The 13348-nt window shown below is 42.9% G+C and carries 13 protein-coding genes and 5 tRNA genes; all 18 read right to left on the reverse strand.

Annotated features, from left to right (window positions below; translation table 11 throughout):
- Nucleotides 1-92 precede the first annotated feature (92 nt).
- Nucleotides 93-1484: a tetratricopeptide repeat protein gene (locus GXO74_15300; protein ID NOZ63020.1), complete on the reverse strand. Its 1392-nt coding sequence runs from the start codon at nucleotides 1482-1484 to the stop codon at nucleotides 93-95.
- A 23-nt stretch (nucleotides 1485-1507) separates the two neighbouring features.
- Nucleotides 1508-1687 carry a hypothetical protein gene (locus GXO74_15305; GenBank protein NOZ63021.1) on the reverse strand — a complete coding sequence of 60 codons (180 nt, stop codon included), beginning with the start codon at nucleotides 1685-1687 and terminating at the stop codon, nucleotides 1508-1510.
- Nucleotides 1688-1871: 184 nt separating this feature from the next.
- Nucleotides 1872-1945, reverse strand: a tRNA-Arg gene (locus tag GXO74_15310).
- 10 nt (nucleotides 1946-1955) lie between these two features.
- Nucleotides 1956-2837 (reverse strand): bifunctional 5,10-methylene-tetrahydrofolate dehydrogenase/5,10-methylene-tetrahydrofolate cyclohydrolase, encoded by an 882-nt coding sequence (locus tag GXO74_15315; GenBank protein NOZ63022.1) that lies wholly within the window; start codon nucleotides 2835-2837, stop codon nucleotides 1956-1958.
- Complete coding sequence (locus GXO74_15320; GenBank protein ID NOZ63023.1) at nucleotides 2818-3654, reverse strand: TIGR00282 family metallophosphoesterase; 837 nt, start codon at nucleotides 3652-3654, stop codon at nucleotides 2818-2820. The genes GXO74_15315 and GXO74_15320 overlap by 20 nt, the downstream gene beginning before the upstream one ends.
- Before the next feature lie 254 nt (nucleotides 3655-3908).
- Nucleotides 3909-5468 (reverse strand): ribonuclease Y, encoded by a 1560-nt coding sequence (gene rny, locus GXO74_15325; protein NOZ63024.1) that lies wholly within the window; start codon nucleotides 5466-5468, stop codon nucleotides 3909-3911.
- 154 nt (nucleotides 5469-5622) lie between these two features.
- Nucleotides 5623-5922, reverse strand: a complete 300-nt coding sequence (locus GXO74_15330; GenBank protein ID NOZ63025.1) for a cell division protein ZapA — start codon at nucleotides 5920-5922, stop codon at nucleotides 5623-5625.
- A gap of 45 nt (nucleotides 5923-5967) precedes the next feature.
- On the reverse strand, nucleotides 5968-6261 hold the full coding sequence (locus tag GXO74_15335; protein ID NOZ63026.1) for a hypothetical protein: 294 nt from the start codon (nucleotides 6259-6261) through the stop codon (nucleotides 5968-5970).
- 20 nt (nucleotides 6262-6281) lie between these two features.
- Nucleotides 6282-8678 carry a phenylalanine--tRNA ligase subunit beta gene (locus GXO74_15340; GenBank protein ID NOZ63027.1) on the reverse strand — a complete coding sequence of 799 codons (2397 nt, stop codon included), beginning with the start codon at nucleotides 8676-8678 and terminating at the stop codon, nucleotides 6282-6284.
- Between the two features lie 39 nt (nucleotides 8679-8717).
- A complete protein-coding gene (gene pheS / locus GXO74_15345) occupies nucleotides 8718-9725 on the reverse strand; it encodes a phenylalanine--tRNA ligase subunit alpha (protein ID NOZ63028.1) in 1008 nt (335 codons plus the stop codon).
- A gap of 29 nt (nucleotides 9726-9754) precedes the next feature.
- Nucleotides 9755-10102, reverse strand: coding sequence for a 50S ribosomal protein L20 (rplT, locus tag GXO74_15350; protein NOZ63029.1), 348 nt, complete (start codon nucleotides 10100-10102; stop codon nucleotides 9755-9757).
- A 13-nt stretch (nucleotides 10103-10115) separates the two neighbouring features.
- Complete coding sequence (rpmI, locus tag GXO74_15355) at nucleotides 10116-10310, reverse strand: 50S ribosomal protein L35 (protein ID NOZ63030.1); 195 nt, start codon at nucleotides 10308-10310, stop codon at nucleotides 10116-10118.
- Nucleotides 10311-10332: 22 nt separating this feature from the next.
- Entirely contained in the window at nucleotides 10333-10821 is a 489-nt protein-coding gene (locus GXO74_15360; GenBank protein ID NOZ63031.1) for a translation initiation factor IF-3, read from the reverse strand.
- Nucleotides 10822-10886: 65 nt separating this feature from the next.
- Nucleotides 10887-12800 carry a threonine--tRNA ligase gene (thrS, locus tag GXO74_15365; GenBank protein NOZ63032.1) on the reverse strand — a complete coding sequence of 638 codons (1914 nt, stop codon included), beginning with the start codon at nucleotides 12798-12800 and terminating at the stop codon, nucleotides 10887-10889.
- Nucleotides 12801-12897: 97 nt separating this feature from the next.
- Nucleotides 12898-12971 (reverse strand) — tRNA-Val (locus GXO74_15370).
- 12 nt (nucleotides 12972-12983) lie between these two features.
- A tRNA-Leu gene (locus GXO74_15375) sits at nucleotides 12984-13072 on the reverse strand.
- An 11-nt stretch (nucleotides 13073-13083) separates the two neighbouring features.
- Nucleotides 13084-13156, reverse strand: a tRNA-Cys gene (locus GXO74_15380).
- Between the two features lie 10 nt (nucleotides 13157-13166).
- Nucleotides 13167-13238, reverse strand: a tRNA-Gly gene (locus GXO74_15385).
- Between the last annotated feature and the right edge of the window lie 110 nt (nucleotides 13239-13348).

A 13348-nucleotide genomic window follows, 5' to 3' on the forward strand; every position in this document is an offset into this window, starting at 1 on the left:
TGGCCTTTGTTGTGGTTCAAATATTGAATAGTTTACATAATATATCTTATACGACCCAAAGAATGGCAAAAAAAAGGTCTTTCCTACATTCATTACATTGCCTCAATTTCTTTTAAAAGTTTCTCGGCTTCTGATTTAACCTGTGAATTTATTTTTGAGGAGGTTATTTCTTCCAGATAGCCCAAGGCATTTTCCGGGTCATTTTTTTTCAGTAATGATTGAGCAATAAAGTATTTTGCCAATAAATTATTGGAATTTGTTTTTAGCGAATGATCCAGCATTACAATAGATTCATTGATATTGCCCAGTTCTTTGAGAGCTTTCCCGAGCAAACAGTACACCAGACTATCATTTTTTCCCAATTCTTTCGCCTTTTTTGTTGCCGCTGCTAATTTTTCCCAATCGTGCAAATAATAAAATCCTACCGCCATTTCTTTGTAATAAAGGCCTTTCTTCGGGGAAATTTTTGCCGCTCGCTTGAACGATTCCACCGCATTTTTCACGTCTCCGGCGCGCAATTGAGCCTCGCCTAACGCGTACCAGACGTAATCGTCGCTGGGTTTGATCCTTAAATATTGCTGGTACATACGGATCGCCTGTCCAAAATTTCCCAACAGAAAAAAACGATAGCCGCGCGTATAATATTCTTCGGGATTTTCAGCGCTTTCAACCGCAAGCTCTTTCTCAGCGGTTGCTTCAGGCGCCGGCTGAAGAATAACAATGGATCTTTTAGCGTAATTGGCCAGTATTCCCTTTTTATCAAGCTCGATCACTTTTTTGAAAAAATTATTTGCTTCGTCGTTCTTTCCCAAAGTTGCATAAATTTTAGCCAATCCGAAATAAGGTCTTGGCTCCTTCGGAGAAATATTTATTGCCTGCATAAACATTTCTTCCGCTCTGTTATAATCTTTCAAGATGCCGTAAACAGAGCCTAAATTTAGATAAATCAATAAGTTTTTTCGATTAAAGATCAGGCTTTTTTCCAAATAATTTTTGGACTCGTCAAATTTGCGAATTTTCAGATAGCTCATTCCTAAAATAATGTACGCCTTCTGAAGAATGGGACAAATTGTGATGGCACGCTTCAAAGATTGAATCGCTTCATTGTATTTCTTCGTTTCGTAATAAGCTATTCCTAAATGAAATAAATACTCAGGGTTATACGGATCAGAATTTGAAGCTTCTTCCCAATGAAGAATTGACTCGTCTAATTTCCTGTTTTTGGCGGCAATAATTGCCTGCTTATGGTGTTGTTCCGCATCAGGACTAACTTTTGGGATATGCCAGAGCAGATTAAGTGTATTTTCGTTTGGTTCCACTTTGATTGCATTCGCCTGGGAGTCGTCAATTTGAAAAAATTTCTGCAATAAATGTTTCTTGTTCTCTGCGTTCAGCGGGGCTTTAAGCAACTGCCTATCATTATCATTGATGAGGCTGAGTGGAATAACTGCTTTGATTGTTTTTTGTCCCTTAATGTTACCCATTCTCTTTCAATCAGTTAGCTATATTACAGATCATATTTATTTAAGAATTCCCCGAAAAATGGTACTTGAAAAGATCGCTTCAAAGTCGCTTTAACGATTCCGACAAAAGAAAGAAAAAGACACAAAGCCAATATGATGATCCAGAAAATTTTGCTAATTACGTCGATTAAAAACAAAAGCGCAATGACCTCGATAATTAACAAGATAATCCCCTGTTTTGCGTGACGTTTGGAAAATTCATCCAGTTTGTCAAAAGAAAAAAAGGTGATAAAACAAAACAAGGGAACATAGCTCAAAATTGACAATAAATGGACTCTGTCATTTTCCAACGGTGCTTTTTTTGTTTTATTTTCTCTTTTTGTCATAGGGACTTTTGGAAAAGGTTCGTGCGCCAGGCGGGAATCGAACCCACAACCTCTGGCTCCGGAGGCCAACGCTCTATCCAATTGAGCTACTGGCGCTTATTCGTTTTTATTGAGCCATTTTTTTAGCTGCTTTTACAGTATTTTTCATTAACATAATTATCGTCATCGGTCCCACTCCCCCGGGCACAGGCGAAATTGCCTGGACTTTTTTTGAGACTGAATCAAAATGAACATCGCCGACCAATTTGTAACCCCTTTTCGATTCCAGTGCTTCCACCCTATTTACGCCGACATCGATTACGACAGATCTTTCATTGACCATGTCCGCAGTGATGACCTCGGCTCTGCCAACAGCGGCAACCAAAATGTCTGCCTGTTTCGTAATTTCAGCCAGGTTTTGTGTTCCGGTATGGCAAATTGTAACAGTCGCATTGGCGCCCGCAACTTTGCGAACGAGCATATTTGCCAGTGGCAACCCCACTATTTTGCTGCGCCCCACAATGACGACATGTTTTTTTTCGGGATTATAGCCGCTTCTCACGAGCATTTCTTGTATTCCGGCAGGTGTACAGGGTAAAAAACAATCTTCTCCCCTGATCATTTTTCCCCAGTTAACCGGATGAAAACCATCCACATCTTTTTCTGGCGGTATCGAATTGATAACATTGGACTCATGTATGTGCTTCGGCAGCGGTAATTGAACCAGAATTCCGTGAACTGATTCATCACGACCAAGATCGGCAATAATTTCCAGCAAATCACTTTCTTTCAAATTCGCTGATTTTTTGATACTTTTGGTTCCGATGCCTAACACATTGCACATTTTCTCCTTCATGCGTACGTATGTCGCAGAAGCCGGATCATCACCCACCAGTACAGTCGCTAGAGTCGGAAAAATGTGACGAGTTTTTAATCGCGCAATTTCTTGTTTTAACTCTAACTTAATATCCGCTGCAATTTTCTTGCCATCAATAATTTTTGCGGTCATTTTCTATTCTTTTGCCTTCTTGGTCAGTCTTGAAATTTAATCTTTTTATGGCGATGGCTTTTGTTGTATTCTTGTCGATTGTGACAACAACGCCGTTAAATCTTAAATCCGATTCCGCCGGTTGATAACGAAACGGCGTTTGATAAATAAATCTTTTGATTGCAATTTCTTTTTTCATGCCGATGACCGAATCAAAGGGCCCGGTCATCCCGGCGTCAGTGATGTAAGCCGTTCCGCCGGGCAAAATTCGCTCATCAGCAGTTTGTACGTGAGTGTGCGTGCCGATCACGGCTGAAACTTTTCCGTCGAGATGCCAACCCATCGCTATTTTTTCCGCAGATGCTTCTGCGTGAAAATCCACAAAAATGTACGGCGTTTCCAATCTTATTCTTGAGATTTCACGCGACAAGGCCTGAAACGGACAATCAATGGGAAACATGAAAGTTCTTCCCTGTGCATTCATCACGCCAATTTTTTCATTTTTCTTGGTGCGATAAATCGTCCACCCTTTTCCGGTAACACCGCGCGGATAATTGATGGGCCGCAAAATACGCGAATTACTGTTCAGTAATTTCGGAAAATTGTAATTTTCAAAAATGTGATTGCCGCTGGTAATAACGTCTATGCCATGCTGAAAATATTGCGCCGCAATGGGTTCAGTGAGCCCTTTTCCGGCAGCTCCGTTCTCCCCATTGGCAATGCACAAATCAATATTGTACAGTTGTCTGATTTCAGGCACGGAATTTTGGACAATTTTCAGACCTGGCTTGCCGATAATATCTGCAATAAAAAGAATGTTTAGAACATCATTTTGCAATTTGATTCCTTGTTAAATATAGAAAAATTAGCGATAAAAATCAATTGAAAAATTAGCCAAGTTGAAATTTGGCGGTAACATTATTGGATTTTCCCACAATTTTGCTTGTTGACGGCAATGAGATTGTTATTTCCCCTGCGCTGATTTACAGGATGAAAAAGCGGTAGCTTAAATCACACACTTTCAATCTTGTAAATTTCGTCTCACAGACTTCCGCCAAAGGCAATAGAGCAAAAATCAATCTTCCGCCGAAATTATTTTGCGTAATCGACAGAGCGATATTCGCGAATAACCGTAACCTTAATCTGCCCCGGATACTCCATTTCATCCTGAATTTTCTGCGCAATATCCGTAGCCAATTGATCGGCCATCGCGTCGTCAATTTTCTCATGTTCCACCATCACGCGAATTTCACGGCCTGCCTGAATAGCGTAAGTTTTTACCACGCCGCTGAATGATTCAGCCAATTGTTCCAATTTCTGCAAGCGCTTGACGTATCCTTCCAGCGTCTCTCTTCTGGCTCCCGGTCGCGATCCGGAAATCGCATCTGCCGCTTGTACCAATACGCTGATCGGAGAAATCGGTTCCACATCCTCATGGTGGCTCAAAATCGCGTTTACCACGATAGGATGTTCTTTATATTTTTTAGCGATCTCTCCGCCAATTTCCGTGTGCGTTCCTTCGGTATTTTTGTCGATCGCTTTGCCGATGTCGTGCAGCAAGCCGGCTCTTTTGGCAATCGAAGCATCCAAACCCAGATCTGCGGCCATCAGTCCCGCAAGATAGGCAACTTCTTTGGCGTGCTGCAGCACATTCTGACCGTAACTGGTGCGATAACTGAGTTTGCCGAGCAGACGAATCAATTGCGGATGCAAATTATGGACCCCGGTTTCCAACATTGCTTGCTCCCCGATTTCCACAATCCGTTCTTCCATCTCTTTGGCGACTTTATTCACAACTTCCTCAATTCGCGCCGGATGAATTCGGCCGTCGGCAATTAATCTCTCCAATGCGATTCTGGCAATTTCTCGTCGGAACGGATCGAAACCGGACAAAATTACTGCCTCTGGCGTATCATCTACGATCACCTCAATGCCGGTCGCAGTTTCAAAACTACGAATATTTCTTCCCTCACGCCCGATAATGCGACCCTTCATTTCCTCATTCGGCAAATTGACAACGGAAACCGTTGTCTCCACGGAATGGTCGGCCGCTGTGCGCTGAATCGCCTGAATGATAATCTCCTTCGCCTCTTTATTAGCGGTAAGCTTCGCCTGATCTTTGATGTCTTTAACGATGTGAGCTGATTCCTGCTTTGCTTTCTCGATGAGATTTTCCATCAGGATTCGCTTTGCTTCCTCGTGTGAAATTCCTGATATCTTTTCCAATTTTGTATTTTGTTCCTGAATGATCTTCTCTAATTTCAACTGTAATTGCGTCACTTTTGCTTGTTTTTCATAAACGTCTTGCTCGACTCGCTTGAGTTCTCTTTCTTTTTTGTTAAGCAAATCGACTTTTCGATCCATGTTGACTTCTCGATTTGCTAATTGCTTTTCCAATCTTGTCAGTTCATTGCGCCGTGATTTTGTTTCATTCTCAAAATTTTGTTTTAGTTTAATCCACTCATCTTTTACTTCAAATAATTTTTCTTTTTTTAGCGCTTCTGCATCGCGCTCTGCATTGCTGATGATTCTTTCCGCGACTTTTTCGGCATTTCCAATTTTCGATTGGCCAACTTTTTTACTGGCGAGCCACCCAAAAACAAATGCCCCGAATCCTACAACAACAATCGCTATCATCCAATAGATTTCCATCTCCCCTCCAAAATTTTGGGTGAGTAAAAAAAATCCCTGTTTTCCGTAATATTAAGCACAAAAAGCCAAACCGTCCACTAAGGCTCAACGGCGACGATTTAAATCGTGCGTCTAATATCACTGAAAACAGGGATAGGCCAATAAAGCGATGATGTTAATTCCCGTATTTGCCGATACAAGAATCCAAAAGTTGTGTCAAATGTTGAATTTTATCACTAAAATCTCCTGAATTCCCCTTTTGCTCACGCTCCCGAAACAATTCATCACTTATGTTTAAGGCCGCTAATATGGCCACTTTCAGGGATGAATCTATCGGTATATTTTGATCTATCTCGCGCATTTTTTGATCAACGTAGCTGGCGACTTGTTTAATATATTCAGTATCCGTACTCCCTTTGATGGGATATTCGGTGCCAAATATATTAACTTTTAGTATTTTAAATTCATCACTCATTAGCCACTGCAATATTTTCAGAACATTAGACGACACTAATAATCGTCATTTTTTATCTATTCCAAGATTCAGTTTTTCTAACTGGTTCAGTTTTTCGATTATGTTTTGTATTCTTAACCGAATTTGTGCTTCTTTTTTTATTAATTTGTCCAAATCTGCTGATTGGCGTTCCGGTAAATCTGACTGTTGCGCAGTTTGCGCAACAGATTGTTCCTTTTCTTTTAATTCCTGTAGCAAAGCATCTTTTTCTTGTTTTAATTTTTTATTTTCTGCAGACAGCCGCTCAATTATTTTAATGGTTTGCAGAATTTTTTGTTCCAAAATATCTAGCGCGCTCATAGCGATCTCTGAATTCAAGGTTATGCCCGAAGGTGAGCATTATCTTTTTTCTTTAATGTCTCTAAAATATTTTGAAAATCTGCATCCACTTCCGCCTCAGTCAGTGTTCGTTCATCGGACTGAAATGATAAAGAAAAAGCAAAACTTTTTTTATCGGCTGCGACCTGCTTTCCGCTGTAAACATCGAAAAGCTCCACGCGTCTGAGGTACTTTCCGCCGCTCTCCCAAATGTGCGATTCTATTGTTTCCGCCACAATCATTTGTTCGACCACAACCGCAATATCCCGATGTACGGCAGGGAATTTACTGACGGATATTGCCTTCCGCGCCCAATTGTAATTTTCAAAAAGCGGCTGAAAATCAATTTCAGCGGCAACTATGGTATCATCGAGATTAAATAATTCCAATATTTCATCGGAAATAAATCCGACGAAACCAACTTTCTCTTTTCCCAGGTATATATTTACGGAGCGCTCATTGTCTAGAAATGAATTTTCTGTTTTCTCCCGAAAACTGACATTGTCGATATTCAAAGTTTTCAGCAGAGCACGCAAATCGCCCTTGAGGTCAAAAAATGTCACCTCCCGGCCCCTTTCCAGCCATGAGTCATGCCGCACTTTTCCCGTGCGCACCAGAGCAATTTTTTTCTTTTCCCGATGCTCTTTTTTGTTCCCTTTTTTGTAATAAAAAATATTTCCAATTTCAAACAATTGCTGATCTGTAATTTTGCGATTTTTGTTCCATTTGACTATTTGCAATAATCCTGCCAATAAACTGGTGCGCAGCGTTCCCATATCTTCGCTCAGCGGATTCTTGATTTTTATCGGCTCATTGGCCGTAAATCTGCTGGCGACGTCAAAGCTGATCATCGCATGAGTTAAAATTTCATTATAGCCAAGCCGAACAATCAAATCACGTAAGAGTTGCTGAAATTTTTCTTCTTTATTTACCGGAATATCCAGCGGAATTTTCGCATAAACGCTTTCTTCGATATTGTTGAAACCGTAAAGCCGAGAAATTTCCTCGATCAAGTCGATCTCGCGCTCCACGTCAACGCGGAATGTCGGCACGTGAACCAACAATTTTCCATCTTCAATTTGCTCAACGGAAAATTCCAGGCGTTCCAGCAAATCGGTAATTTCTTTTTCAGAAAGTTCTGCGCCCAAAATAGAATTGACGCGCGCGATACGGAGCTCAATTTTTACCGGCGTAATTTTCCGCGGATATTCATCCACAAATCCCGCTGCAACTTTTCCGCCAGCCAGTTCCTGAATCAATTGCGCTGCTCGGTTTAGCGCGTAAACGACTCCTTCGGGATCCACACCGCGCTCGAATCGTCGGCTGGACTCTGTTGAAATTTCCAGCGTTTTGGCAGTGCGGCGAATATTTGTGGGATCAAACAGTGCGCTTTCCAGGAGAACCCGAGTTGTACCCGTCGAAATTTCTGAGTTCAATCCTCCCATGACGCCAGCGAGCGCAACTGGCTTTTCTGCATCGCAGATAAGCAATCTTTCATTGGAAAGAGTGTGCTCTTTCTCGTCCAATGTGACAAACTTCTCCCCTGCCGTGGCGTGGCGGACAACAATTTTGCCGCCGGAAAGTTCATCGTAATCAAAAGCGTGCAGCGGCTGCCCCGTCTCCATCATGACAAAATTTGTCACATCAACGATATTGTTGATTGTACGGATTCCTACTGCTTCTAATTTTTGAATCAACCAGCGCGGCGAGGGCCCAATTTTGATGCCTTCGATGTACCGCGCCGTGTATCGCGGACAACTTTTGGGATTTTTGATCTCAACTTTGACAAAATCGTTGACTTTCAGCGCGTTTGATTCGTTGATTTTGATTTCCGGCGTGCGAACACGTTTTTTTACCAGAGCCGCGACTTCTCTGGCGACTCCGATCACTCCCAGACAATCTGGTCGGTTCGGCGTAATTGAAAGCTCTAATACAGTTTCCGTTTCTCCCAGATAATCTCGTAAGTCCGTTCCTAATGGAGCGCCGTTGCTAAGTTCCATGATGATTTCGCTCTGATGGGAAATTCCCAATTCCGCCTCTGAACAAATCATGCCAGGGGATTTGTAGCCGTCGATTTCAATTTCTTTGATTGTTTGCCCGGAAGGAAGTTTTGCGCCGGGAAGCGCGACGGCAACCATTTTGTCCGCTGCGGCATTGGGAGCGCCGCAAACTAACTGGACAGTTTCACCGCCGATATCCACTTGACAAATACTGATATTGGGACGTTTCTCGTGTTTTTTTGTCTCGACGATTTTCCCAACGACCACGCCGCTGAAATCGTAGTGATTTTTCTCAATTCCCTCTAACTCCAGACCGAGCATGGTCAATTTCTGTCCTAGAGTAACGGGATCGTACGGGAAGTCAATATATTTCTTTAACCAATCAACGGTAACTTTCAACGAACCATCTTCCTCATTTTTTGCATTTTAACGAGAACATTAAAATTGAGTCAAAAATCTCAAATCATTTTCGTAAAAATCACGGATGTCCGCAACCTGATATTTCAACATGGCAATTCTTTCCACGCCCATTCCGAAAGCAAAGCCTGAGTAAATTTCCGGATCGATGTCAACATATCCGAAAACAGCGGGATCAACCATGCCGGCGCCGGAAATCTCCAGCCAGCCCGTTCCCTTGCAAATATTACACCCCTTGCCGTTGCATTTTACGCAAGAAAAATCATATTCAGCGCTGGGCTCTGTGAACGGAAAAAAACTCGGTCGGAAGCGAATTTTCACATCCTTGCCAAATAAGCGCCTGGCAAATGCTCCGACAACGCCGCGCAGATCGGCAAAAGTAATGCCTTTGTCCACGACCAGACCTTCGACCTGATGAAACACAGGGAAATGTGTCGCGTCAATGGCGTCTTTGCGGAAACAACGTCCCGGCGCGATCATCCGAATCGGCGGCTTCATTTTTTTCATCGTCCGAATTTGCACCGGCGAAGTGTGCGTGCGCAACAAAAGATCGTCAGTGATGTAAAATGTATCTTGCAGATCGCGGGAAGGATGATCTTTGGGAATATTCAACGCCTCGAAATTGTAAAAATCGTGCTCTATCTCAGGTCCGTTCTCAATGGTGAAACCTAAATTGGTGAAAATTTCTTTAATTTCATCCAACACCTGATAGAGCGGATGTTTGGTTCCCATTTGCACCGGTGTGCCAGGCAGCGTCGCATCAAAGACATCAACTTTTTGAGGTTTTTTCTTTGCTGCTTCGGCTAATTTCTCCAGTTCTTCATTGAAAAAAATTTTCAACTGATTGAGACGCTGCCCCAATTCAGGACGATGTTGTGGTTCAACTTTGCCCAAAAATCCAAAAAATGACGATAGCTTTCCCTTTCGGCTCAGATATTTTATCCTTACTTTTTCAGCAAGATTCTCTTCTTCACCGTTCGCAATGTCTCGTTCGAATTCTTCTTTCAGTTTCCGGAGTTGCTGCTTGATCGACTCAATATCTGAATTCATGGGCTTTCCTACGAGTTAACTTGTTGAACCAGGCGCTTGAATCCTTCGGGATCATTAATTGCCATGTCAGCCAAAACTTTTCGGTTGAGCTGAATGTTGTTGTCTTTCAACAATCGGATGAATTTTGAATAGGACAAACCTTCATTGCGCACCGCCGCGTTGATTCTGGCAATCCACAAACGTCTGAATTGTCCGGCGCGTTTCTTTCGGTCGCGATAGGAATAAGCTAAGGCGCGCTCTACGCTCTCTTTGGCTGTTTTGAACAACCTATGTTTGCCGCCGTAGTAGCCTTTGGCAGCTTTCAATATTTTTTTCTTTCGATTTCTCGAAGCTACACTCGATTTTGCTCTTGGCATTTCTTTACCTCACTTATGCTAAAATCAATCGTTTTGCTCTTTTTTCTTCGCTTTTTGCCACAATCGCGGATTTCCGCAACTTGCGTACTCTTTTTGGTGATTTACTTGTTTTAATGTGGCTTGCAAATGCGTGAAAACGTTTCACTTTTCCCGACCCTGTCGCTTTAAAACGCTTCGCCGCGCCACGTTTGCTTTTCATTTTTGGCATTTCATTACCTCATTGATTTTATTTACTTTTTGACAAAAATCGCCACCATGTTTCTACCCTCGACCTTGGGGCCCATCTCTAATTTGGCGATATCTTCCAATTCATTTGCAAATTTGTCAATAACTTCTCGGCCGAATTCGATGTGAGTGATTTGGCGCCCTCGGAAAAGGATATTTACTTTTACCTTATTTCCTTGCTCCAAAAATTTTCGCGCATGGCCAACCTTGAAATTGAAATCATGCTCTTCGATTTTCGGGCTGAGTCTGATCTCTTTCACGTGAATAACATGCTGCTTCTTTTTCATCAATTTTTCTTTTTTTCCGAGCTCGTATTTGTACTTTCCGTAATCGATGATTTTACAGACCGGCGGCTTGGCATTGGGAACGATTTCCACTAGATCCAATCCAGCATCCTGTGCGAGTTTTTTGGCTTCAGAGATAGGAACTACACCGACTTGCTTACCTTCCTCGTTAATCACGCGAACCTGAGGAGCGGTAACGTCATCATTCACCCGGATAACTTTTTTACTAATAATTGACCTCCAATGTTTTGTGAAAAAGAAAAATAGCGAAAAATCTATTTCTTTTCTGCAATCTCCTGCAGAATAGTCGCTTCAAATTCTAATAATGCAAATTTGCCGATGTCTCCTTCCCTACGTTTTCTGATAGAAACAGTTTCAGCTTCCATCTCTTTGTCGCCCACAATCAGCATGTACGGAATTTTTTGCATTTCCGCTTCTCTGATCTTGAAGCCGATTTTTTCGTTTCTGTCGTCAACCTGCACACGAATGTTGCTCTTTTTCAACTGTTCGGCTATTTTTTTCGCGTAATCCAGTTGTCTGTCAGTGATGGGCAAAATAATCGCCTGCACCGGCGATAGCCACGCAGGAAATGCGCCGCCGTAGTGCTCAATGAGCGTGCCGAAAAATCTTTCCAGCGATCCCATGAGCGCGCGGTGAATCATAATCGGACGGTGATCTTCGCCGTCTTCGCCGCGATAAGTGATGTCAAATCTCTCCGGTTCGTTAAAATCTACCTGAATCGTGGTGCATTGCCAGGCGCGATCCAACACGTCTTTAATTTTAATGTCAATTTTTGGCCCGTAGAAAACGCCTTCACCGGGATCAATTTCATAGCCCAGACCACTCGCTTCAAGCGCGGTTTTCAAAGCATCTGTCGCCAGATCCCAATTTTCCACGGTGCCGACAAATTTTTCCGGACGGGTGGACAAATATATTTCATAATTTGAAAAGCCAAAAGTTCCCAAAATAAATGTTGTAAAATCGAGACAATTTCTGATTTCATCTTGCAACTGATCGGGACGGCAGAAAATATGCGCGTCGTCCTGGGTGAAACCGCGCACCCGAAGCAACCCGTGCAGCACACCGGAACGTTCGTAACGATAAACCGTGCCCAATTCCGCCCAACGAATCGGCAGATCCCGATAACTTTTGCCTTTGCTTTTGTAAATGAGCAAGTGAAACGGGCAATTCATCGGTTTCAACTGGTAGTTGACATTCTCCATTTCCATTGAAGAGAACATATTTTCAGAAAAAAAGTCCAGATGGCCGCTTTTGCCCCACAAATCAAGTCTGGCAATGTGCGGCGTAAATACAAGTTCGTAGCCGGCCTTCAAATGTTCATCGCGCCAGAAATCTTCGATGATTTTCCGAATCAACGCACCTTTGGGATGCCAAAGCACGAGTCCCGCGCCGATTTCCTCGGAGATACTGAACAAATCAAGCTCCCGGCCCAGGCGGCGATGGTCTCTTTTTTTCGCCTCTTCCAATTTGTACAAAAATTCGTCCAGCGCCGATTTTTTGGGAAAAGAGACGCCATAAACCCGCTGCAACATAGGATTTTTCTCGTCGCCTTTCCAGTAGGCGCCGGAAATAGCTAACAATTTGAAATATTTGACTATTCCGGTTGAGGGCAAATGGGGTCCAGAACACAAATCAACAAATTCGCCTTCGCGATAAACACTGGTGCTGTCTTCCAATTCGGAAACATGCTCAACTTTGTACGGCTCATTCCGCTCCTGGAATAATTTAATCGCCTCTTCTTTGCTCAATTCTTCGCGTACGAAGGGGTGATTTTCAGCGACAATTTTCTGCATCTCCTGTTCGATCTTTTCCAGATCGTCCGGTGTGAGCGAACGGCTGATTTCAAAATCGTAATAAAAACGATCGTCCAGCGCGGGACCAAAACCAAATTTTGCTTCCGGAAATAAATTTTTTATCGCATGAGCCATGATATGCGCAGAGCTATGCCAAAAAACGTGCATCCCCTCGGGCGTATCGTAAGTGATAAATTCAATTGTGCCGTCTTCAGTCAAAGTGCGGCTTAAATCCATCATCTGGCTGTTGAATTTTGCTGCGACAGTCTTTTTTGCTAGTCCCCTACTCAGCTCTTCGACAATTTCCCGCGCAGTAATTCCGCTGTTGTACTCTTTTGAACTCCCGTCAGGAAAAGTAATCTTGATCTTATTCATCGACATGGCTCTTTTCGCTTGATTAACCCCTAATATCAGATAGCCGAATTCCAAACAATTCAGAATTCGGCTAATTTGAAAATTCAACCGATTTTTGTGGGCGATACTGGACTTGAACCAGTGACCTCTTGCATGTCAAGCAAGCACTCTAACCACCTGAGCTAATCGCCCCTGATTCTTTTTTGGTGCCGAGGGCCGGAGTCGAACCGGCACGGATAAAAATATCCGAGGGATTTTAAGTCCCTTGCGTCTGCCAATTCCGCCACCCCGGCACACGCAACTGAGGCGGCGATCGGAGTCGAACCGATGAATAGAGGTTTTGCAGACCTCCGCCTTAGCCACTTGGCTACGCCGCCTAAAGAAGAGAGCGGGAGACGAGGTTCGAACTCGCGACCCCCACCTTGGCAAGGTGGTGTTCTACCACTGAACTACTCCCGCTTTTATTGGTGTTAAATATACGGAAATTTTAAAAATAATGCAAGACTTTTTTTTAGAATATTAAGAAAATTTGACAAAAAATTTCTATCCCTTTTCTCAAAGTTCTAATT

It is taken from the genome of Calditrichota bacterium (assembly GCA_013152715.1).
Classification (GTDB): domain Bacteria; phylum Zhuqueibacterota; class Zhuqueibacteria; order Thermofontimicrobiales; family Thermofontimicrobiaceae; genus 4484-87.